The organism is Frateuria flava, from assembly GCF_017837635.1.
Taxonomy (GTDB): Bacteria; Pseudomonadota; Gammaproteobacteria; order Xanthomonadales; family Rhodanobacteraceae; genus Frateuria_A; species Frateuria_A flava.
Genome location: NZ_JAGJRS010000031.1, coordinates 95,381 through 118,448, shown reverse-complemented (window position 1 = coordinate 118,448; position 23,068 = coordinate 95,381). Strand labels below are relative to the sequence as shown.

Sequence of the window (23,068 nt, the reverse complement as noted above, 5' to 3'; positions counted from 1 at the left end):
CAGGGAAGACTCTACCCAGCCTTGCGCCCCTTGCGCGTAGCGGTCGCCTTCTTGGCCGGGCTCTTGCGCGAGGCCTTCTTGGCCGCCGATTCGGCCTTTTTGGCGGCCGCCTTCTTCGCCGCCGGCTTCTTCTCCGCCTTCTCCGGCTCGTCCTTGCCCTTGGCCGGCGTTCGCTGCTTGCCCTCGATGCTCTTCTTGAGCAATGCCATGAAGTCGACCACGTTGGTGGTGGCGTTGGCGTGCGCGGGCTCCTCTTCCTCCAGCGTGGTGGTGACGCCCTTGCTCTTGAGCCGCTGCTCGATGACCGCGGTCAGGCGCTCGCGGAACTCGTCCTTGTAGTGCTCCGGCTCGAATTTGCCGGACATCGATTCGATCAGCTCCCCGGCCATATCCAGCTCGCGGTCGCTGATGCGGTATTCGGAAGCCGCCTTGTCCGGCAGCGCGTATTCGTCCGCGTCGACCAGCTCCTGCGGGAAGCGCAGCAGGATCAGCATCAGCGCCTCTTCCTGCGGCATCACCGCGCACAGGTATTCGCGGGTACGGATGACCACCCGCGCGATGCCGATCTTGCCGGTGCGCTTGAGCACCTCGCGCAGCAGGACGTAGCCCTTCTCGGCCTTCTTGCCGGGCACCAGGAAGTAGGGCTTCTCGAAGTACGCGGGGGTCAGCTGGCCGGCGTCGATGAAGGTGTCGATCTCAACCGTCTCGTGTGCCTCGGCCGCGGCGCTCTTGATGTCCGATTCTTCCAGCACGACGTAATTGCCCTTGGAGTACTCGTACGCCTTGACGATGTCCTTCCAGGGCACCTCTTCGCCCGACTCGGCATTGACGCGCTCGTAGCGCACCGGCTGGTTGTTGCGCTGGTCGAGCATGCGGAAATGCAGATCGACCTTGCGCTCGGCGGTCATCAGGCGGATCGGGACGTTCAGCAGCCCGAACGACAGCGTGCCGGTCCAGATGGGGCGAGCCATGGCCTACCTCCATAAGTGGCGGGGTCTGGAGGTTTGACACGCCACGCGTGCATGAAACGCCAAGGATTCGCGCTGGCACCCACGCCAACGATCATCCAGACTTGGCCTGATGAGCGCCCTGCCCGCCACCGCCCGCCTGCTTGCCTGCGCGGCCCTGCTGTGCCCGCTCGCGGCCGGCGCGGCCGAGCATCGCTACCGCTACGACACGGTGCACAGCCAGATCCTTTTCAGCGTGAGCCACGACGGCTATTCGCGGCCGTTCGGCCGCCTGCACATCGCGCGCGGCTGGCTGCGCTTCGATCCGGAGGACTGGAGCCACGCCGCCACGGCGCTGGACATCGACCTGGCCAGCCTCGACATGGGCGACGCGGACTGGAACGCCGCGGTGCTCAAACCCGCCTTCCTCGACGCGGACAAGGCGCGCTACGCCCACTTCGCCAGCACCTCGGTCGAACGCAAGGACGACCGCCACGGCGTGTTGCATGGCGACCTCACCCTGCGCGGCGTCACCCGCCCGATCGACATTCCATTTACGTTCAACCGCCAGGCGCGCACCATCTTCGGCCTGCACACCATCGCCGGGTTCTCCGCCACCGCCATGCTCGACCGCACCGATTTCGGCATCACCGCCAACCAGGGCTCGATCGGCCAGCACGTGTCCGTGTGGCTGGAGATCGAGGCCATCCGCGAGGAACACCACCAGGAGGACGCCGATGCTGCGCAATGACGAGTGGCACTGGGGCGCCGTCGCCAAATTCTTCCACTGGACGATCGCGCTGCTGATCCTGGGCAATGGCGTGTTCGGCCTGCTGATGGACCTGGCCAGCTCGCCGATGCAGAAGGTCAACTGGATGGCGCTGCACAAGTCGATCGGCCTGACCGTGCTGGCGCTGTTCGCGCTGCGCCTGCTATGGCGGGCATTCAACCGCCCGCCACGCGAACTGCCGGCGCCGCGCTGGCAGCAGTGGGCCGCGCGCGTGGTGCACGCGGTGCTGTACGTGCTGGTGGCCGCGCTGCCGCTGTCGGGCTGGTGGTTCAACTCGGTGCGCGGCTATCCGCTGCAGTTCTTCAAGCTGTTCAACCTGCCCGCGATCGCGGCGAAGAATCCCGACCTGCGCCGCCTCTCGCACGAGGTGCACGAATACCTGTTCTGGATCCTGTTGCTAATGCTGGCCGCCCACGTCGGCGCGGCGCTCAAGCACCACGTGTTCGACAACGACGACGTGCTCCGCCGGATGTGGCCGTTCGCCCGGCTCCGGCGCGAAAACCAAGGAGACTGAAGCATGATCCGACCGCCCCTAGGACGCCTGACTCCACTGCTGCTTTTCCTCGTCCTGCCGATGGCCGCCACGGCCACCGATTACAGCGTGCAGCAGGAACAGAGCTCGCTCGGCTTCACCGCCACGTTCCAGGGTGCGCCCTTTCAGGGAAGCTTTGCGCAATGGCACGCGGCGATCCGCTTCGATCCGGCGCACCTGGCCGGCTCGAAGTTCGACGTGACCGTGGACACGACCAGCGCCAGCACCGGCGATACCGATCGCGATGGCGCGCTGCCGGGCGCGGACTTCTTCAACGCGACCAAGTACCCGCAGGCCCGCTACGTGGCGACCGAGTTCGTTCGGGCCGGCACGCACGCGATCGCGCGCGGCAACCTGACACTGCGCGGCGAAAGCCATCCGCTGAACCTCATGGTGACCTACACCGCCCAACCGGACGGCACGGCGCTGATGGACGTGTCCGGTACGCTCAAGCGCCTGGACTACGGCGTGGGCGGCGGCGAGTACGCCGACACGTCGGTGATCGGCAACGACGTGACGATCAACGCGCACCTGGTGCTCGTGCCGAAGTAGCGTTCCACGCGCGCTTAGCCGCCCTTCGGGCACCTTCCCCGCTCACGGAGGAAGGCTCACGGGGAAGCGATCGCTACGATCCTTCCCCCGTTCCACGGGGGAAGGTGCCCGAAGGGCGGATGTGGGAGGACTTGCCTCACCCCCTCACGAATTCGTGCACCGCCTCCGCGTCGAACGGCCAATCCAGCTCCCGGCCGTCCCTGGCATCGCGCAACACCGGCACCCGCGTGCCATAGCGTGCCTCCAGCGCCTCGTCGTCATCCACCCACACGCTGTCGAATTCCGGCGCCCGCGCCGCGGCGAGCACGGCGAGCGCCTGATCGCACAGGTGGCAGTAGTCGCGCTGGTAGAGAACGAGGTCGGCCATGCGGCGGCGAATGGACTGCCAAACGTGAAGGGGGCGCGTAGAATAACGGGTTCACCCCTTTCCACGCAGCGCACTCATGGCCGTCAGCGTTTTCGACATCTTCAAGATCGGCATCGGGCCGTCGTCCTCGCACACGGTCGGGCCGATGCGTGCGGCCGCCCGCTTCGGCGAGCGCTGGCTGGAGGAAAAGGGGGTGCTGGACCGCGTCGTCCGCGTGCGTGCCGAACTCTACGGTTCGCTGGCCATGACCGGCCGTGGCCACGGCACCGACAAGGCGGTGCTGCTGGGCTTCGAGGGCCATCATCCGGACACCATCGATCCGGACCTGATCCCCGACATCCTCGCCCGTATCCGCGCTACCGGCCGCCTGCGCGTGCTGGGCAAACACGAGATCGCGTTTGACGAGAAGGCCGACCTGGTCTTTAACAAGCGCCAGAAGCTGCCGTTCCACACCAACGGCATGCGCTTCTCCGCCTACGACGCCGACGGCAACCAGCTGGCGACCCGCGACTACTACTCGGTCGGCGGCGGCTTCGTGGTCAACCACGACGAAGCGGCCGAAGACCGCATCGTGGCCGACACCACCGAACAGCCCTACCCGTTCTCCACCGGCGATCAACTGCTGGCGCTGTGCGAACGGCACGGCATGACCGTCGCCCAGCTGATGATGGCCAACGAAAGCGTGTGGCGTCCCGAGGCCGAGACCCGCGCCGGCCTGCTGACCATCTGGAAGGCCATGCAGCACTGCGTCAGCCGCGGCCTGCGCTCCCCCGGCACGCTGCCCGGCGGGCTGCACGTGGCGCGCCGCGCCCCGGCGATGGCCGATGAACTGCGCAACCAGCCCGAGGCCTCGCTCAAGGACCCGCTCACCATCCTGGACTGGGTCAACCTGTACGCACTGGCCGTCAACGAGGAAAACGCCGCCGGCGGCCGCGTGGTCACCGCGCCGACCAACGGCGCCGCCGGCATCGTCCCCGCGGTGGGCCATTACTACCTGCGCTTCTGCCCCAAGGCGGACGAGAACGGCATCGTCGACTACCTCCTGACCGCCGCCGCCATCGGCATCCTCTACAAGGAAAACGCCTCCATCTCCGGCGCCGAAGTCGGTTGCCAGGGCGAAGTCGGCGTCGCCTGCTCGATGGCCGCCGGCGGCCTCACCGCCGCCCTGGGCGGCAGCATCTGGCAAGTCGAGAACGCCGCCGAGATCGGCATGGAGCACAACCTCGGACTCACCTGCGACCCCATCGGCGGCCTGGTGCAGATCCCCTGCATCGAGCGCAACGCCATGGGTTCGGTCAAAGCGATCAACGCCAGCCGCATGGCGCTCAAGAGCGACGGCAAGCATCGCGTCAGCCTGGACAAGGTCATCAAGACCATGCGCGACACCGGCCGCGACATGAAGGACAAGTACAAGGAAACCAGCCGCGGCGGCCTGGCGGTCAACGTCATCGAGTGCTGAGTCACACTGTCTATTGCCCGGTGCGACGAGACGGAAGCTGATGAAGTGGGCCGGGAGCAAAACCCTCTATTTCCAAGCTGCGACCCCAACCGGATGCCCTTTTCCGGTCAAGCGATATCGCCTGAGGCGTACCGCTGTGTCGGCTGTTGACAGTTCCCAGTGGGCGTGTTGTTCTAGAAATATGACGCAGCACACCTTCCACCCGCAGACGTCCGCCATGTCCACTGGCATCGGTGCGTCGTCGCGCGTGCTGCCGGCTTCCCTTTCCGCGTCCGTCGCGATCGCCCTGATCAGCATTATTACCGTGCAGCCAAGCGCGGAGATCGGGCACGTCTAGCGACTAGACCACACCGACCAGGTCGAGAAACACAGACCCCGCGCCCGAAACGGCGCGGGGTTTTTGTTTTTGCGGCCTGGAACTTTTCCCTGCAGGAGTTCCCGTTCGTGAAAAGCAACGCCATCAAGCACGGCCCCGCCCGCGCCCCCGCCCGCGCCATGCTGCGCGCCACCGGCCTCGGCGATGAGGCCATCGCGCGGCCGATGGTCGCCGTGGTGCACACCTGGAGCGACGTATCGCCGTGCAACCTCACGCTACGTGACCTCGCGCAGCACGTGCGCGCTGGTGTGCAGGCGGGCGGCGGCACGCCGGTGGAGTTCAACACCATCGCCGTCACCGACGGCATCGCAATGGGTAGCGACGGCATGCGGGCGTCGCTGGCCTCGCGCGAGACGATCGCCGACTCGATCGAGCTTGCCGTCACAGGCCATTGCCTTGACGCGCTCGTGGTGCTGGTCGGCTGCGACAAGACCATCCCCGCCGCCGCGATGGCGGCCGCGCGCCTCGACCTGCCGACCGTGATCCTCTACGGCGGCACGATCATGCCAGGGCATTGCCCGCGCGACGGCCGCGCGATCACCGTGCAGGACGTGTTTGAAGCCGTGGGGGCGCATGCCGCCGGCCACATCGACGATGCGCAGCTGCATGCCGTGGAGTCCAGCGCCTGCCCCGGCGCCGGCGCTTGCGGAGGCCAGTTCACCGCCAACACGATGGCGATGGTGCTGACCTTCCTCGGCCTTTCGCCGCTGCAGCTCAACGACATCCCGGCGCTGCACCCGGATAAGCCTGCCGCCGCCTTCGCCTGCGGCGAACGGGTGATGCGGCTGCTTCGCGACGCCGGGCCGACGCCGCGCGCGCTGGTGTCGCGCGCGTCGCTGCGCAATGCCGCGCGCGCGGTGTCGGCTACGGCGGGCTCGACGAATGCCGCGTTGCACCTGCTCGCCATCGCGCACGAAGCCGGCGTCGCCTTCGACCTGGAGGACATGCACGCTGCCGCGGCCACACCGGTGATCGCCGACCTCAAGCCCGGCGGGCGCTACACCGCAGCGGAATTATTCAATGTCGGCGGCACGGCCCTCGTTGCCAAAGCCCTGCGCGACGCCGGTCTGCTCGACGACACGCCCACCGTCGACGGCCACCTGTTCGCCGCGCTCGATACCGCCGCGCCGGCTCTGCCGCAAGACATCGTACGCAGCGTCGACACACCGCTGAAGCCCGACGGCGGCTTCGCGATCCTCTACGGCGATCTTGCGCCGGACGGCTGCATCGTCAAGCTCGCCGGCCACGGGCGCACGCATTTCGAGGGTCGCGCGCGCGTGTTCGATTCCGAAGAAGCCGCGTTCGCCGCGGTCCAGGCGCGCCGCATCGTGGCTGGCGACGTCGTGGTCATCCGCTTCGAAGGTCCGGCCGGCGGTCCCGGCATGCGCGAGATGCTCGCGGTCACCGCGGCGCTGATCGGGCAAGGGCTCGGCAACGATGTCGCGCTGATCACCGACGGCCGCTTCAGCGGCGCCACACACGGCTTCATGGTCGGGCACGTCGCGCCGGAAGCGGCGCATGGTGGCCCGATCGCGCGGCTGCGCGATGGCGACGTGGTGCGCATCGACATCGCCACGCGTCGCATCGACGTCGGTGCCGACCTCGCCGCGCGCACGCCGGTTCGCCGCGAACCGCGCGTCGACACCGGCGTACTCGCCAAATACGCGCATAGCGTCGGATCGGCCTCACGCGGCGCCGTCACCGCGCCCGGCCCGCTCGATCGCGTGCCGCCGCGCGTCGTTCCCACCGTACTCGACTCCGAATCCGCCTGACCCCTCCCCTCCAAGGACATTCCCAATGACAACGCCCACCCTTCTCCCCCGCGTCGCCGTGCTCGGCTATGGCAGTCAGGGCCGCGCGCATGCGCTGAACCTGCGCGACTCCGGCATCGACGTTGTCATAGGCCTGCGCCCCGGCGGCCCCACGAGCGAGCGCGCACGCGCCGACGGCTTCGACGTCGCATCGCTGCGAGACGCCGTTGCGAGCGCAGGCCTGCTCGCGCTGCTCATCCCCGACATGGGCCAGGCGCAGCTGTACCGCGACGTGATCGCACCGAATGCGCGGCCCGGCGCCTGCCTGCTGTTCGCGCACGGCTTCAACGTGCACTACGGCCAGGTCGTGCCGCGCGACGACCTCGACGTGGTGCTCGTCGCGCCCAAGGGCCCAGGCGCACTGGTGCGGCGCGAGTTCGAGATCGGCCGCGGCGTACCCGTGCTGTACGCCGTGCACCAGGACCGCAGTCGCCACGCGGAAGCGTTCGCGCTCGCCTATTGCGCGGCCATCGGTGGCGCGCGCCAGACGCCGCTGCGCACCACCTTCAAGGACGAAACCGAGACTGATCTGTTCGGCGAACAGGCCGTGCTCTGCGGCGGTGTCACCCGGCTCGTGCAGGCCGGCTGGGACACGCTGGTCGACGCCGGCTATTCGCCGGAGCTCGCGTATTACGAATGCCTGCACGAGCTGAAGCTGATTGTCGACCTGTTCTACGAAGGCGGTGTGACGCGCATGCACGAGGTCGTGAGCGAGACCGCGCAGTACGGCGCGCTCACCCGCGGCAGCCGCGTGGTCGACGATGCCACGCGCGAGCGCATGCGCGCAGTGCTCGCCGAGATCCAGGATGGCACCTTCGCGCGGCAATGGATTGCCGAATACGCGTCTGGCAACGCGCGGTACCGTGCGCTGAAGCAGGCCGATCTCGCGCATCCGATCGAGGACGTCGGACGTTCGCTGCGCGCCCGCATGCCGTGGCTGGCGGGCGCCGCACAGCCTGCGACGAAAAACATGCAGGCCCCGGCATGAACGGCGCGCAATGGCTGGTACAGGCGCTGGTCGCCGAAGGCGTGGACACGCTGTTCGGCTACCCCGGCGGCGCAATCATGCCGTTCTACGACGCGCTCTACGGCGCGTCGCTGCGCCACATCCTCGTTCGCCATGAACAGGGCGCGGCGTTCGCCGCGAACGGGTACGCGCGCGCCAGCGGTCGCGTCGGTGTCTGCGTGGCGACCTCCGGACCGGGTGCGACCAATCTGCTGACCGGCATCGCCGACGCGATGCTTGACTCGGTGCCCATGGTGGTGATCACCGGCCAGGTACCCACACCGCTGATGGGCACCGATGCGTTCCAGGAAGTCGACGTGTTCGGCATGAGCCTGCCGGTGGTCAAGCACAGCTTCCTGGTGCGCGAGGTGGAAGCGTTGCCGGAAGCTGTCCGCGACGCCTTCCGCCTCGCTCGATCCGGCCGCCCTGGCCCGGTGCTGATCGACCTGCCGAAGGACGTTCAGACGGCCGATGCGTCACACCTGCCGCCGCACGCACCCGCACCCGCCGACGCGCTTCCTGCGCCCCTCCACGGCCCACTCGACGACGCGCTCGCGCTCATCGAGGGCGCGCAACGCCCGCTCGTCTACGGTGGCGGCGGCATCGCGCTGGGCGACACGGTCGGGGTGTTCCGCGCGTTCGTCGAGGCCACCCGGCTGCCCACGGTACTCACGCTCCGCGGGCTGGGCGCATTGCCGGCATCGCACCCGCTCAACCTAGGCATGCTCGGCATGCACGGCACCCGCGAGGCGAACCTCGCCGTGCAGGAAGCCGACCTTCTGGTGGTCGTCGGCGCACGCTTCGACGATCGGGCCACCGGCAAGCTGGATCAGTTCGCGCCGCGTGCACGCGTGGTGCATCTTGACGGGGACGCCGCCGAGGTCAACAAGCTGCGCCACGCCGAGGTGGCGGTGCTCGGCGACCTCTGCCTTGCACTGCGACGGTTGACTAGGGCACAGCCCGACTGCGACGACTGGCGCGCGCAGTGCCTTTCGCGCAAGACGGAGTACGCCGCGCGCTACGACGCCCCCGGCCCGTCGGTGTACGCGCCGCAACTGCTCGCGCGACTGTCGGCGCTGGCGCCCGAGGCGGTCGTCACCTGCGACGTCGGCCAGCACCAGATGTGGGTCGCCCAGCACTGGCGGCATACCCATCCGCGCCGCCATCTCACCAGTGGCGCACTCGGCGCGATGGGCTTCGGTTTGCCCGCGGCGATCGGCGCGCAGCTGCAGGACCCAGCCTCGCAGGTGATTTGCGTGAGCGGGGATGGCTCGTTCCTGATGAACGTGCAGGAGCTCGCCACGCTGGGCCGCTACCGGCTACCGGTGAAGATCGTGCTGCTGGACAACCAGCGCCTGGGCCTGGTGCGCCAGTGGCAGCAGCTGTTCTTCGACGGTCGCTACAGCGAAACCGACCTTTCCGACAACCCCGACTTCGGCGCGCTCGCGCACGCGTTCGGCATCGCCGCGTTCCGCCTGGAGCGCGCCGACGGCGTCGAGCACGCACTGCACTGCCTGCTCGCCTGCGAGGGCCCGGCGCTGCTGCACGTGTGCATCGACGCCGATGCCAACGTCTGGCCGCTGGTGCCGCCCAATCGAAACAACGCTCAGATGCTGTTCAACCCGGAGGATGCCGATGCACCGCTTCCAGCTTGACCTTACCCTGCGCCGCGCCGAAGGCGCGCTGGTTCGCGTGCTCGGCACTGTCGAGCGGCGCGGCTTCCGCCCGCTGGGCGTCGAGGGCGAAACGCGTGTCGATGGCGACCGCTGGCATCTTCGCCTGGCCGTCGAAGGCGAGCGCGCGCCCGGCACGCTCACCGCACAGCTGGCCAAGCTGCACGACTGCCTCGCCGTGGAGGCCACGCCATGTCGCTGACCGCCATGCCGACGACTGCCAGGCCCGAGCGCGACGACGGCACGCCGCGCATCTGGTTCGACGGCGCGCTCGTCGACGCCGCCGCCCCACACGCCACGCTCACCACGCACGCCATGCATTACGGCAGTGGCGTGTTCGAGGGCATCCGCAGCTACGCCACCGCAAATGGTGCCGCGGTTTTCCGGCTACCCGAGCACCTGGAACGCATGCGTGCGGGCTGCGATCTGCTCGGCATCCCGTTCGACCCCGCCCAGGCAACCCAGGCAGTCCTCGCCACCCTGCGCGCGAACTCGCATCGCGATGCCTACGTGCGCCCGCTAGCCTGGTGCGGCACCGGTTCGATCGGCCTGGATGTCGCGCCCACGGCCAAGCACCTGATGGTGACGACGATTGCAAGCAAGGTGCACCTGGCCGTCGACCGGGTGCGGCTCACCGTGTCGGCGTGGCAACGCAACCCGTCCACATCGCTGCCGCCGCTCAAACTGTGCGGCGGCTACGTCAATTCGATCCTCGCCAAGCAGGAGGCGCACGCGCGCGGGTTCGACGAGGCATTGTTCGTCGATACGGATGGCCGCGTGGTCGAATGCACCGGTGCGAACGTGTTCGCGGTTCATGACGGACGCATCACGGCGGTCGAGCACCCCGACGCGCTGCCCGGCATCACGCGTGACACAGTGATCGCGCTCAGCGGCGCGGCCTCGCGCGCGATGACGCTGACCGAGCTGCGGGAGGCCGACGAAGTGTTCGTCTGCGGCACCGCGGCCGAGGTGCTGCCGATCGGCGAACTCGACGGTCGCGCGTATGCCGCCGCACGCGTGGGCCGCGAACTCGGCGCGGCCTATGCCGACGTGGTTCGCGGCCGCGATACGACGCGAACCGGATGGCTCACACATGTCTGATAGCGCTCACACCGTCGACGCCGCCGATGTGCTGGCCGCGCAGGCGCGGCTGCGCCGCCATCTGCCGGTCACGCCCTTGCATCGCGCCGAGCGCTTCGACTGCTGGCTCAAGCTGGAGAATCTGCAGCGCACCGGCTCGTACAAGGTGCGCGGCGCGCTCAACGCGCTGCTGGTGGCGCGCGAGCGCGGCGACACGCGGCCGGTGGTCGCCGCATCGGCCGGCAACCATGCGCAGGGGCTGGCCTGGGCGGGGCAGCGGCTTGGCGTGCCCGTGGTCACGGTGATGCCGCGCTGTGCGCCGCAGACGAAGATCGCCGGCGTCGCGCACTGGGGCGCGCAGGTGCGGCTGCATGGCGAAACGTTCGACGAGGCGCGCCTGGTCGCTGCCGAGCTCGCCGGTGAGCACGGCTGGCGCCTGCTGTCTGCCTTCGACGATCCGGACGTGATCGCCGGCCAGGGCACGGTCGGGCTGGAGCTGGGCGAACTGGCGCCCGAGGCCGTGGTGGTGCCTATCGGTGGCGGCGGCCTCGCCGCGGGCGTCGCGCTGGCGTTGAAGAGCCAGGGGGTGCGCATCGTCGGCGCGCAGGTCGAGGGCGTCGACGCGATGGCGCGCGTGCTGCGCGGTGATGACAGTACGCGCGAGCCCCAGGCCACGCTGGCCGACGGCGTGCGGGTCACCGTGCCGGGCCTGCTCACGCGGCGCGTGCTCGCCGCGCAACTCGACGGGATCGTGATCGTGCGTGAGGATGAACTACGCGACACGCTCGTGCGCCTCGCGCTGGAGGAACGCGTGATCGCAGAGGGCGCGGGTGCACTCGCTCTTGCTGCGGCACGGCACGTCGACGCAGGTCACAAGTGTGCGGTCGTATCGGGTGGAAACGTTGATCCCGACGTGTTGGCTCGCCTGCTTTCGGAGCTGAGTCCGGCGGTGCGCGCGAAAGCGGCGCGGATCGGGGGCGCGGCCGACCAGACCCCGGGGCGGCTCAGCGGGTGGTCGTGACTACCGCGATCCTATCGGCCTGGGCCATTTTCGCGCTCCTGTCGTTATGTGGACCTCGCTTCGTTCCGCGACGCGCTGCAGCGGATCGACATGCACATATCGACTTGTGGCGGCGCACTGGTGCGCTCGGGCTTCTGCCTGGCCAGACCGGCTGCCCGATTGCACGCGGGTCAACTGCTCGCATCATCGTTGCCGTACTAGTGTTGGATGTTCTCGTTGGCAAGAAAATGGTGGCGAGCGGGAGGTAGCGCTGCATTCGTATCGAGCGCGACGCGCTCGCTGGCCGCCCGTGGTTCGGGCAAGCATCTGCTTCCACCCAGGAGCGGGTGTCCGCTCGCGAGCTCCAGCCACGGCCCCGTCCGATTCAGCGTCAGCCGCGCTTCCTGATGCCGACAGGAGCAGCAAAGCGCACCCGGGCCAACGGCTACCGTCGAGCCGCGCTGCTTGATGTCTCAGGCCACGGGTCCAGACCGGTAAAACCAAACCCGGATGCGTTACCGCAATGCGGCATGCAAGCTTTTCCAAGCGATGCTACCTTGCCATATAGATCGATCCAAACGGTAGACCATCGTGGGCCATCTGATCCCGTCTCCAGGCGCGTCCGTTCGCGCCAAACATGTTGCGACCGCCGCCTGGAAAGCGGCTTCCTGATGTCTGCACCTCCTCTGCCCGTGCTCGAAGTCGCCGCCAACTCGGTGGCCTCCGCACTGGCCGCGCAGGAGGGCGGTGCCGGGCGCATCGAGCTGTGCGCTGCGCTGGAGCTGGGAGGCGTGACGCCTTCCTATGCCGAGATCGCCACCGCGCGGGATCGGCTGACGATTCCGCTGTACGTGTTGATCCGGCCGCGCGCGGGCGATTTCCTGTACAACGACTTCGAGTGCGAAGTGATGCTGCGTGACGTCGAGGCCTGTGTGGCGCTGGGGTGCGACGGCGTGGTGCTTGGCGTGCTGGACGCCGAGGGTCGGGTCGACCAGGCGCGATGCCGGGCGCTGGTCGGTGCGGCCGGGCGGCTGGGCGTCACGTTCCATCGTGCCTTCGACATGGTCGCGGACCCGGCTCAGGCGTTGGATGCGGTGATCGGGCTGGGGTGCGAGCGCGTGCTCAGTTCCGGCGCGCGGGCGAGTGCGATGGAGGGCGCGGTCGCCTTGGGCGTATTGGTGCAACAGGCGGCCGGGCGGCTGGTGGTCATGCCCGGTGCGGGTATCCATGCCGGCAACATCGCGGCGCTGGCCCAGGCGACGGGCGCGCGAGAGTTCCATGCTTCGGCGAAGCGTGCGTTGCCGTCGGGCATGCGCCATCGGCAGACAGGGCTGGATGGCATGACGACGGGTGAATGGCGAAGCGACGCGGCGGAAGTCCACGCGATGGTATCCGTGCTCCAGGACCTGGCCGCCCGCGACATCGCGGCCTCGGCCCAGCGCGGCGCGTCATGACGATCCCGCCCGCACCCGCCAGAACGCGCCGGATGCCGGGCCTGGCCGGCCTCGTCGGTGCGCTGCTGTTGACGGGTCCGGGGTGGGCGGCACCGGCGACGCAGCGTCTGGACCAGGGCTGGCAGGTCCGCCTCGCAGCGGGCGATGCGCACGAGGTGGAGCACCCGCAAGCGGCCCGTTGGCTCGCCGCCACCGTGCCGGGCACGGTGCAGACCGACCTGATCGCGGCCGGGCTGGTGGCCGATCCTTTCGTGGGACGGAACGAGGCGGCGATCCAGTGGGTGGGTCTGTCCGACTGGGTCTACCGTACGCGCTTCGACGTCGATCAGGCCACGCTGGCGCGCCGCCACGTCCAACTGGTGTTCGACGGGCTGGACACCTTTGCCGAGGTCTACCTCAACGGGCACAAGCTGCTCGACGCGGACAACATGTTCCGGCGTTGGGCCGCACCCGCGAAGCCCTGGCTGCACGCTGGCGGCAACACGCTCGAAGTGCGGCTGTTCTCGCCCATCAAGCGCCTGCAGCCCTGGCTCAAGCGGCAGCCGTACGCGTTGCCGGGCGAGTTCGACTCGGCCTTCGGCGACGAGCCCAAGGGCCTGCAGACGGCCAACTACGTGCGCAAGGCCGCCTACCAGTACGGCTGGGACTGGGGTCCGCGCATCGTGACCGAAGGCGTCTGGCAGCCGGTGCATCTGGACAGTTGGGACGGGCCGCGCGTGGCCGGCGTCCATGTCGCGCAGCACCGCCTGGATGCGCAGGCGGCGCAGTTGGAGGTGCAGCTGGATATCGACTCGGACAGCGGCGCCGCGTTGCCCGCGGACATACGCGTGTACGGCCCGGATGGCCGGCCGGTGGCCCGGCGGCTTGCGGATGTGGAAGTGCTTGCCGGCCACCACCGCGTGGGAATACCACTGACGATCGCCCATCCGAAGCGGTGGTACCCGGCAGGGTACGGCGCGCAGGACCTGTACACGGTAGGCGTGCGGCTGGGTGACAGCGACAGCCCGCTTTACGAAGGTTCGCGCCAAATCGGGTTGCGCACGGTCGAGCTTCGGCGCGACAGGGACCGCTGGGGCCGCAGCTTCGCGTTCGTGGTCAACGGCATCCCGATCTTCGCCAAGGGCGCCAACCTGATTCCGTTCGACAGCTTCCCCACCCGCGTGGATGAGGCGCGCATGCGCCAGACGCTCGAGTCGGCGCGCGCGGCCAACATGAACATGCTGCGCGTGTGGGGCGGCGGCTACTACCTGCCGGACGCCTTCTATGCGATGGCCGACCGGATGGGCCTGATGATCTGGCAGGACTTCATGTTCGGCGGCGCGATCCCGCCACGTGACGCGGCGTTCGCGGCGAACGTGCGGCAGGAGGCGATCGAGCAGGTCGAGCGGCTGTCCGGCCATCCCGCGATCGTGCTCTGGTGCGGCAACAACGAAGTGCAGAGCAGCTGGTTGTCGTGGGGCGACCGCAAGGCACTGCAAGCCTCGCTCGCGCCCGCGGAAAACGAACGCATCAAGCAGGGCATGCGCGACCTCTTCGGCGACGTGCTGCGCGAGGTGGTGGCGCAACACGATCCGGACGTGCCGTATTGGCCAAGCTCGCCCAGCCAGGGCGGCGACGGCTTTGCCAACAGCCTGGACGATGGCGATTACCACTACTGGGACGTGTGGTCGGGCGCGGCCAAGCCGGCAACCGCCTACCTCGACGTGACGCCGCGTTTCCAGTCCGAATACGGCTTGCAGTCGTTTCCCGACATGCGCACGATCCGCGCCTTTGCGGGGCCGGAGCCGTTGCAGGCGGATGCGCCGGTGATGCGTGCGCACCAGAAGTTCGATGGCGGCAACGGCAACCGCCGGCTGCTCGACTACGTACGTCGCGCCTACGGCGAGCCGAAGGATTTTCCCGCGCTGGTGTACCTGAGCCAGGTGATGCAGGCCGATGGCATCGCGCTGGCGGCCGAGCACCTGCGCGCCTCGCGGCCGCGGTCGATGGGCTCGCTGTACTGGCAGCTCAACGACCTGTGGCCCGGCGTGACCTGGTCCAGCATCGATACCTACGGGCGATGGAAGGCGCTGCAATTCCGCGCCCGGCGCTTCTACGCGCCGCTGCTGGTGGCGGCCTTGCGTCATCAGGGCACCACCACCGTGTCGCTGGTCTCCGACCGCACGACCCCGCTTGCCACGCACTGGCGGCTGCGCCTGATGGACTTCGCCGGCCACGTGCGGCGCGAGGAAAACCACGACGTGACACTGGCTCCGCTGGCCAGCACGCAGGTCGCCCGTTATACCGACGCGCAACTGCTCGACGGCGCCGATCCACGCACCACGTTCGCCGCCTTCGAACTGATCGCAGACGGCAAGCGCGTCTCGCGCAACCTGGTGTTCTTCGCGCTGCCGAGGGACCTGCGCCTTCCGCAGCCACACGTCCAAGCGCAACTCGCGCCTGCGACCGGGGGTTACACGCTGACGCTCACCACCGATGCGCTGGCGCGCGACGTGTGGGTGTCTTTCGGCGATCTCGATGCCGGCCTGTCGGACAACGGCTTCGACCTGTTGCCGGGCGAGCCGGTCACGCTGGATGTCGGGAGCAAGGCCGCGGCCGAGGCGCTCCGGCAAGCCCTGCAGGTGCAGGACCTTGCACATGCCATGGAAACTGCGCCATGACCACCCGCCGCGACTTCCTCAAACTGCTGGGCACCACGGCAGCCGCCGGCGCCATCGGCGACGTCGCCATGGCCCGCACGCCCGGCTTTGCCAGCAAGCGCCCGCCGCCGGGCAAGCGCCGCTTCACCAGCGACGTGGTGGAGCGCGAGCTGGCGCGCGTGCAGGGCCTCATCGGCGATCCCAAGCTCGCCTGGATGTTCGGCAACTGCTATCCGAACACGCTCGATACGACGGTCGAGCTGGGCACGCTGGAGGGCGAGCCGGACACGTTTGTGATCACCGGCGACATCGAGGCGATGTGGCTGCGCGATTCCTCCGCGCAGGTGGCGCCCTACCTGCCGCTGGCGAAGCAGGACCGCGCGCTGCAGCGGCTGTTCCAGGGGCTGATCCGCCGCCAGGCGCGCTGCATCCGGCTCGATCCCTACGCCAACGCGTTCCTGCCCGATCCGCACGCCCAGCCGCTGTCGTGGGCGCGCAGCGACCAAACCGACATGAAGCCCGGCGTGGGCGAGCGCAAATGGGAGATCGACTCGCTGTGCTGGCCGATCCGCCTGGCGCACGGTTACTGGCAGGCGACCGGCGACACCACGCCGTTCGACGATGACTGGCGCGCGGCCATGCACCGGGTGGTGCAAACCTTCCGCGAACAGCAACGCCGGCACGGCCGCGGCCCGTACCACTTCCAGCGCACCAGCGACCGTCCCACCGAAACGCTGGCGCTGGAGGGCTACGGCCACCCGACCCGACCCAACGGCATGATCCATTCGATGTTCCGGCCATCCGACGATGCGTGCCTGTACCCGCTGTTCGTGCCGGCCAACCTGTTCGCCGTGGTCTCGCTGCGCCAGCTCGCCGCGATGAGCCGCGCCATCCATCGGGACGCCGGCTTCGCCGACGAGTGCACGGCACTGGCCGACGACGTGGCGAAGGCCACCGAGCGCGACGGCCGTGTGTCCGATGCCGACGGCGACTACTGGGCCTACGAGATCGACGGCTACGGCAACCGCCTGTTCATGGACGACGCCAACGCGCCGAGCCTGCTCAGCCTGCCTTACCTGGGGTGCTGCGCGGCGGACGATCCGCGTTACCGGCGCACGCGCGCGCGCGCCTGGAGCGGACAGAATCCGTATTTCTTCCGCGGCACGGCGGCTGACGGCATCGGCGGCCCCCACGAGGGCCTGCGCATGATCTGGCCGATGGCGATCACCATGCGCGCACTGACCAGCACCGATCCGGCCGAGGTCCGCCAATGCCTGCGCTGGTTGCGCGACACCGACGCGGGCACCGGCTTCATGCACGAGGCGTTCGACCAGGACGACCCGGCCCACTTCACGCGCGCGTGGTTCGCCTGGGCCAACAGCCTGTTCGGCGAGCTGATCGTCAGGCTCGCCGATACGCAGCCGGCGCTGCTGCGCAAGCCATGACCGGCATCACCCATCTTTCCACCCCGGGGCCGGCATTCCGCTTGCCACCCTTCGACCCACAGGAGAATCCGACATGGTGACGCGCAGACGCTTCCTGCAAGGCATGGGCGCCGTGGCCGCACTGGGCGGCACCGGCGCACTGCCGGGGTTCGCGATGAGTCGCTGGAGTGCCGCCCGGGCCCTCACGGGCGCCGGCGAAGGCGTGTCGCGCTTCGTCGACGTGTTCGTCGGCACCGGCGGCCATGGCCACACCTTTCCCGGCGCCGCCCTGCCCTACGGCATGGTGCAGCTCAGCCCCGACACCAACGACGCCGGCTGGGACGCCTGCTCGGGCTACCACCAGCGCGACGGCTCGATCATGGGCTTCTCGCACACGCACCTGTCCGGCACCGGCGCCAGCGACATGCTGGACGTGCTGGTGATGCCGGCGCGGGGGCCGGTGCTGCTGCAGCCGGGCGAGCGCGGACTGCCCGACAGGAACTACCAGTCGCACTTCGACGAGGCCGCGTTCGCCAGCACGCGGCTGCCGCCGGATGCGGTCGGCCAGCCTGGCCACGGCTACCGCTCGCGCTACGACAACGAGCAGGCGCAGCCCGGCTACTACCGCGTGCACCTGACCGACCACGACATCCTCGCCGAGCTCACCGCCACGCTGCGCGCCGGCCTGCACCGTTACACGTTCCACGGCGAAGGCGACGGCCACCTGCTGGTCGATCTGGCGCACGGCTACCACGACGACGCCAAGGTGCCGGCCAAGGTCAGCGACGCCACGCTCCAGCTCGTCGGCGACGACCTGCTGGTCGGCAGCCGGCGTGTGCACCAGTGGGCGAACGGGCGCTACATGCATTTCGCCATGAAGCTTTCCCGCCCGGTCACGCGTACCACGCTGTACGCCGAGGACGCGGCGCTGCCGGCCGGCTCGCGCGAGGCGCACGGCAAGCACCTGAAAGCGGCGCTGCATTTCGGCGACGTCGCCCGCCAGCCGCTGCTGGTGAAGGTCGGTATCTCCGCCGTCGACATCGACGGCGCCCGGCGCAACCTGGAAGCCGAAGTGCCCGGCTGGGACTTCGACGGCGTGCGGCAGCAGGCCGCCGACACCTGGGAGCGCGAGCTCTCGCGCATCCGCATCGACAGCCCGTCCGAGCCGGTCAAGCGCACTTTCTACAGCGCGCTCTACCACACCATGCTCGCGCCGACGCTGTTCAGCGACGTCGACGGCCGCTACCGCGGCATGGACCTGAAGGTCCACACGTTGCCGCAGGGCCGGCACAACTACAGCACCTATTCGCTGTGGGACACCTATCGCGCGCTGCATCCGCTGCTGACGCTGTTCCAGCCCGAACGCGTGCCGGACCTGGTCGACGGCCTGGTGCGGATGGCGGCGGAGAGCCCGGATGGCCCGCCGGTGTGGCCGCTGCAGGGCGTGGAAACCGGCTGCATGATCGGCTACCACTCCGCCGTGGTGATCGCCGAGGCGCAGGCCAAGGGCTTCACCGGCATCGACTACGCCAAGGCCTGGCCGCTCTATCGCAAGCGCGCGATGGAGGACGACTATCGCGGGCTCACCTGGTACCGCAAGCTCGGCTTCATCCCCAGCGACAAGGAATGGGAAGGCGCCAGCAAGACGCTCGAGTACGCCTACGACGACTGGGCAATGGCGAGCCTGGCCGAGGCCGCCGGCGCGCACGAGGACGCGAAGCATCTGCGCGAGCGCTCGCGCAACTACCGCAACCTGTTCGACAAGAAGCTGACCTTCATCCGCCCGCGCGGCAGCGACGGAAAGTGGCTGGAGCCGTTCGACCCGCGCGCGATGGGCCACTGGGACAAGTGGCGCGACTTCACCGAGTCCAACGCCTGGGAAGCGACCTTCCTCAACCAGCACGACCTGTACGGCTACATGCCGCTGTTCGGCGGCGAGCAGGCGTTCGAGCGCAAGCTGGACGAGCTGTTCGAGACCAGCTCGGCGCTGCCGGGCGACGCACCGCCGGACATCGCCGGCATGGTCGGCCAGTACGCGCACGGCAACGAGCCCAGCCACCACGTGGCCTACCTCTATGCCTACACCGGCGCGCACCACAAGACGCAGGCGCGCGTGCGCATGCTGCTGGAGAAGATGTACCGGCCCGAGCCGGACGGACTGGCCGGCAACGAAGACTGCGGGCAGACCAGTGCCTGGTACGTGCTGGGGGCGTTGGGGCTGTACGCGGTCGATCCGGTCAGCACGAACTACGTGTTCGGCAGCCCGCTGCTCGATCAGGCCGAGGTGAGCCTCGCAGGCGACAGGAAGCTGGTGGTGCGCACGCACGGGAACGGTCCGGACAAGCCCTACATCCAGTCGGTGCGCTTCAACGGCAAGCCGTGGACGAAGAGCTGGATCAGCCACGCCGAGCTGGCGGCCGGCGGGACGCTGGAGTTCGAGATGGGGGCTACGCCCAACCTTAGGTTTGGTGCGGCGCCGGGCGACCGGCCGCCGTCGTTCGGGCAGCCCGCACCGGCGGCGTAAGGTCGCCTCCGGCGTGAGGCCGAGGTGCTTCGACTCCACCTGCGCCTGAGTTCGGCACGAACGGGGATCCAAAGCCCCTCTCCCGCCGGGAGAGGGGTTGTCGCAATGGCCGGGTCGCACGCTTAGCCCGAACCCTCACCCGCCCTTCGGGCACCCTCTCCCGAGGGGAGAGGGAGAACAAGCCGTGGGCTGTGGCAAAGTGCTTCGACTCCGGCTTCGCCTACGCTCAGCACGAACGGGGATCTTCCCCCCGAACGGGGATCTGGAGCCCCTCTCCCGCCGGGAGAGGGGTTGGGGAGAGGGTTCGCAATGGCCGGGTCGCACGCTTCGCCCGGACCCTCACCCGCCCTTCGGGCACCCTCTCCCGAGGGGGGAGGGAGAACAAGCCGTGGGCTGTGGCAAGTGCTTCGACTCCGGCTTCGCCTACGCTCAGCACGAACGGAGATCTCAAGCCCCTCTCCCCCGAACGGGATCTGGAGCCTCTCTCCCGCCGGGAGAGGGGTTGGGGAGAGGGTTCGCAATGGCCAGGTCGCACGCTTCGCCCGGACCCTCACCCGCCCTTCGGGCACCCTCTCCCGAGGGGAGAGGGAGAACAAGCCGTGGGCTGCGGCAAGTGCTTCGACTTCGCCTGCGCCTACGCTCGGCACGAACGGAGATCTCAAGCCCCTCTGCCCCCGAACGGGGATCTGGAGTCCCTCTCCCGCCGGGAGAGGGGTTGGGGAGAGGGTTCGGAATGGCCGGGTCGTACGCTTCGCCCGAACCCTACCCGCCCTTCGGGCACCCTCTCCCGAGGGGAGAGGGACAACAAGCCGTGGGCTGCGGCAAGTGCTTCGACTCCGGCTGCGCCTACGCTCAGCACGAACGGGGATCTCAAGCCCCTCTCCCCCCGAACGGGGATCTGGAGCCCCTCTCCCGCCAGGAGAGGGGTTGGGGAGAGGGTTCGGCATGGCCGGGTCGCACCCTTCGCCCGAACACTCGCCCGCCCTTCCGGCAAATCTCCCGAGGGGAGAGGGAATAGAGGCGCGCGGCGCTGCACCTCACCGCAACGGACATCCGGACGTCCAGGGGCCACGTAGCGCCCATTGCAGGTGACAGGTCCTGCCCACTTTGCGACCATCAACGCTTTGGCGCTCAGCGCCTGACAGACACAGGGGCCCTCGATGGCGAACCAGACTTCCATCCGGCGTGACGTCGGTCCTTTCGCGCTCATGTTCACCGGCCTGGGCTCGATCATCGGCTCGGGCTGGCTGTTCGGCGCGTGGAACGCGGCCAAGCTCGCCGGACCCGGCGCAATCTGGGCCTGGGTGCTCGGCGCGGCGATCATCCTGTCGATCGCGCTGACCTACGCCGAGCTGGGCGCGATGTTCCCCGAGTCCGGCGGCATGGTGCGCTACGGCCACTACTCGCACGGCTCGCTGGTCGGCTTCATCGCGGCGTGGGCCAACTGGATCGCGATCGTCTCGGTGATCCCGGTCGAGGCCGAGGCCTCGGTGCAGTACATGGCCGGCTGGAAGTGGCAGTGGGCACAGGATCTCTACCACTCCGTGCCCGGCGCCCATGGCGAGCTCAGTCCGCTGGGCGTGGGCATCGCCGCGGTGCTGGTCATCGTGTACTTCCTGCTCAACTACTGGAGCGTCAAGCTCTTCGCCAAGTCGAACAGCCTGATCACGCTGGTCAAGCTGGTCATCCCGGCGGCCACCGGCGTGGCGCTGATCGCCAGCGGCTTCCACGGCGAGAACCTCGACGTGGGTGCGGCGGGCGGCAGCCATGCGAACGATTTCGCGGCGATCCTCACCGCCGTGGCCACCGCCGGCATCGTGTTCAGCTTCAACGGCTTCCAGAGCCCGGTGAATCTCGCCGGCGAAGCCCGCAACCCCGGCCGCAGCATCCCGTTCGCGATCATCGGCGCGATCGCGCTGGCGACCGTGGTCTACGTGCTGCTGCAGATCGCCTACCTCGGCGCGGTACCGCCGGACCTGCTGGCGCAGGCTGGCTGGAAGGGCATCAACTTCAGCTCGCCGTTTGCCGAGCTGGCGGTGCTGGTCAACCTCAACTGGCTGGCGATCCTGCTCTACGCCGACGCCTTCGTCAGCCCCAGCGGCACCGGCATGACCTACACCGCCACCACCGCCCGCATGATCTACGGCATGGAGCGCAACGGCACGCTGCCGCGCATCTTCGGCCGGATCGATCCGCGCTCTGGTGTGCCGCGCCCGGCGATGTGGCTGAACCTGGTGGTGTCGTTCCTGTTCCTGTTCTTCTTCCGCGGCTGGGACTCGCTGGCCGCGGTGATCTCGGTGGCGACGATCATTTCCTACCTGACTGGCCCGGTCAGCGTGATGACCCTGCGCCGCACCGCGCCCGAGCTGCACCGCCCGTTCAAGCTGGCTGGCCTGCCGGTGATCGCCGGCATCGCCTTCATCATGTCGGCCGAGCTGCTGTACTGGGCCAAGTGGCCGCTGACCGGTCAGATCATCCTGCTGATGGTGGTCGCGCTGCCGGTGTACTTCTATTACACGGCCAAGCACGGCTGGCACGAGTTCGGCCGGCACCTGAAGGGTGCGTGGTGGCTGATCGCGTACCTGATCACGCTGGCGGCGGTGTCGCGCATCGGCAGCGCGAAATTCGGCGGGCTGGACTACATCCCCTACGGCTACGACCTCGCCGTGGTCGGGGTGATCGGCCTGGTGTTCTACGTGTGGGGCGTGGCATCGGGCTGGCGCACGCCGGCCATCGAGGCCGAGCGCGAGCAGGCGGCGCAGCATCCGGATGCGTTGCAGATCCCGCCGGACGAGGAAGAGGCCGAGAAGATCACCGGCCACTGAGCCGGATCTTCATGACGACCCGACGCGCGGCCACGAGCCGCGCGTTTTTTTGCGGGCAGGCCTCACGCCGTCGATACACGCGGCTTACCGGTTACGCGACAACATCCTCGCAGCCGGGCAGCAAGACGCGCTGGGCAGCAGGAAGAACGCCTCACACAGATGGCCAATGCCCTGGCCCGCGGCGAAGGACACCCGTCCGGCATGAAAGCGGTGAAGGCAGTGTCCCGGACACGCCGGTCAAGGCCTTCGCAAAACGCACGATCCCATCCAAGCGGAGGAAACCATCCCATGGCAGAGCTCGATAGCGACGAACGGGACGACCTGTCCCGCGGCCGTTTCGCCTTTCCCGATCAGCGCAAGGAGCCGCTGGAGGACGCCAGCCACGTTCGCAACGCCATTGCACGCTTCGATCAGGTCAAGGGCGTCACTGACGACGAGCGCGACGAGGCGTGGAAGCGCATCCAGGCGGCGGCGAAAAAGTTCGATGTCGACGTAAGCGAGAAGAGCTGGCGGGAGCTGGGCAAGCCATCCTGACGCGCCGCCGCGCCCGCTCCCCTGCCGCCAGCACCGGAAAGATCGCCGGCGGACCGCTGGCGCATGCCCGCCCCG

At 68.8% G+C, this 23,068-nt stretch carries 18 protein-coding genes; 16 read left to right on the top strand and 2 right to left on the bottom strand.

The window, feature by feature from the left end:
* Positions 1-11: 11 nt before the first annotated feature.
* A complete protein-coding gene (ku, locus tag J7I44_RS14550) occupies positions 12-971 on the bottom strand; it encodes a non-homologous end joining protein Ku (protein WP_209622395.1) in 960 nt (319 codons plus the stop codon).
* Between the two features lie 109 nt (positions 972-1,080).
* Here ku and J7I44_RS14545 point away from each other — a divergent pair, with 109 nt between their 5' ends.
* Genes J7I44_RS14545 through J7I44_RS14535 form a run of 3 tightly spaced genes read left to right on the top strand, consistent with a single transcriptional unit; the run spans position 1,081 to position 2,821 of the window.
* Positions 1,081-1,698, top strand: coding sequence for a YceI family protein (locus J7I44_RS14545; RefSeq protein WP_209622393.1), 618 nt, complete (start codon positions 1,081-1,083; stop codon positions 1,696-1,698).
* Complete coding sequence (locus tag J7I44_RS14540) at positions 1,685-2,251, top strand: cytochrome b (protein ID WP_209622391.1); 567 nt, start codon at positions 1,685-1,687, stop codon at positions 2,249-2,251. Before J7I44_RS14545 ends, J7I44_RS14540 begins: the two co-directional genes overlap by 14 nt.
* A gap of 3 nt (positions 2,252-2,254) precedes the next feature.
* On the top strand, positions 2,255-2,821 hold the full coding sequence (locus tag J7I44_RS14535; RefSeq protein ID WP_209622390.1) for a YceI family protein: 567 nt from the start codon (positions 2,255-2,257) through the stop codon (positions 2,819-2,821).
* 136 nt (positions 2,822-2,957) lie between these two features.
* Here the strand turns inward: J7I44_RS14535 and J7I44_RS14530 are convergent, their stop codons facing one another.
* Positions 2,958-3,188: a glutaredoxin family protein gene (locus J7I44_RS14530; protein ID WP_209622388.1), complete on the bottom strand. Its 231-nt coding sequence runs from the start codon at positions 3,186-3,188 to the stop codon at positions 2,958-2,960.
* Between the two features lie 76 nt (positions 3,189-3,264).
* Between J7I44_RS14530 and J7I44_RS14525 the strand changes: the two genes are divergently transcribed.
* The 13 genes from J7I44_RS14525 (at position 3,265) to J7I44_RS14465 (ending at position 22,993) form a co-directional block, all read left to right on the top strand.
* The gene (locus J7I44_RS14525; RefSeq protein ID WP_209622386.1) at positions 3,265-4,647 is read left to right on the top strand and encodes an L-serine ammonia-lyase; all 1,383 of its coding nucleotides are present in this window, start codon (positions 3,265-3,267) and stop codon (positions 4,645-4,647) included.
* A gap of 444 nt (positions 4,648-5,091) precedes the next feature.
* Positions 5,092-6,795 carry a dihydroxy-acid dehydratase gene (ilvD, locus tag J7I44_RS14520; RefSeq protein ID WP_342451990.1) on the top strand — a complete coding sequence of 568 codons (1,704 nt, stop codon included), beginning with the start codon at positions 5,092-5,094 and terminating at the stop codon, positions 6,793-6,795.
* 25 nt (positions 6,796-6,820) lie between these two features.
* Positions 6,821-7,822, top strand: a complete 1,002-nt coding sequence (ilvC, locus tag J7I44_RS14515) for a ketol-acid reductoisomerase (RefSeq protein ID WP_209622384.1) — start codon at positions 6,821-6,823, stop codon at positions 7,820-7,822.
* Complete coding sequence (gene ilvG / locus J7I44_RS14510) at positions 7,819-9,495, top strand: acetolactate synthase 2 catalytic subunit (RefSeq protein ID WP_209622382.1); 1,677 nt, start codon at positions 7,819-7,821, stop codon at positions 9,493-9,495. The genes ilvC and ilvG overlap by 4 nt, the downstream gene beginning before the upstream one ends.
* Positions 9,476-9,715 carry an ACT domain-containing protein gene (locus tag J7I44_RS14505; protein ID WP_209622380.1) on the top strand — a complete coding sequence of 80 codons (240 nt, stop codon included), beginning with the start codon at positions 9,476-9,478 and terminating at the stop codon, positions 9,713-9,715. The genes ilvG and J7I44_RS14505 overlap by 20 nt, the downstream gene beginning before the upstream one ends.
* Positions 9,706-10,614 (top strand): aminotransferase class IV, encoded by a 909-nt coding sequence (locus J7I44_RS14500; protein ID WP_209622377.1) that lies wholly within the window; start codon positions 9,706-9,708, stop codon positions 10,612-10,614. The genes J7I44_RS14505 and J7I44_RS14500 overlap by 10 nt, the downstream gene beginning before the upstream one ends.
* Positions 10,556-11,614, top strand: coding sequence for a threonine dehydratase (locus tag J7I44_RS14495; RefSeq protein ID WP_425599763.1), 1,059 nt, complete (start codon positions 10,556-10,558; stop codon positions 11,612-11,614). The genes J7I44_RS14500 and J7I44_RS14495 overlap by 59 nt, the downstream gene beginning before the upstream one ends.
* Positions 11,615-12,264: 650 nt before the next feature.
* Positions 12,265-13,047 carry a copper homeostasis protein CutC gene (locus J7I44_RS14490; protein ID WP_209622369.1) on the top strand — a complete coding sequence of 261 codons (783 nt, stop codon included), beginning with the start codon at positions 12,265-12,267 and terminating at the stop codon, positions 13,045-13,047.
* Complete coding sequence (locus J7I44_RS14485) at positions 13,044-15,707, top strand: beta-mannosidase (RefSeq protein ID WP_209622366.1); 2,664 nt, start codon at positions 13,044-13,046, stop codon at positions 15,705-15,707. The genes J7I44_RS14490 and J7I44_RS14485 overlap by 4 nt, the downstream gene beginning before the upstream one ends.
* Complete coding sequence (locus J7I44_RS14480) at positions 15,704-17,131, top strand: glycoside hydrolase family 125 protein (protein WP_209622451.1); 1,428 nt, start codon at positions 15,704-15,706, stop codon at positions 17,129-17,131. Before J7I44_RS14485 ends, J7I44_RS14480 begins: the two co-directional genes overlap by 4 nt.
* A gap of 73 nt (positions 17,132-17,204) precedes the next feature.
* Positions 17,205-19,634: a GH92 family glycosyl hydrolase gene (locus tag J7I44_RS14475; RefSeq protein WP_209622363.1), complete on the top strand. Its 2,430-nt coding sequence runs from the start codon at positions 17,205-17,207 to the stop codon at positions 19,632-19,634.
* 1,160 nt (positions 19,635-20,794) lie between these two features.
* Complete coding sequence (locus tag J7I44_RS14470) at positions 20,795-22,459, top strand: APC family permease (RefSeq protein ID WP_209622360.1); 1,665 nt, start codon at positions 20,795-20,797, stop codon at positions 22,457-22,459.
* Positions 22,460-22,747: 288 nt separating this feature from the next.
* Positions 22,748-22,993, top strand: coding sequence for a DUF6582 domain-containing protein (locus J7I44_RS14465; protein WP_209622358.1), 246 nt, complete (start codon positions 22,748-22,750; stop codon positions 22,991-22,993).
* The last annotated feature ends 75 nt before the right edge of the window (positions 22,994-23,068 follow it).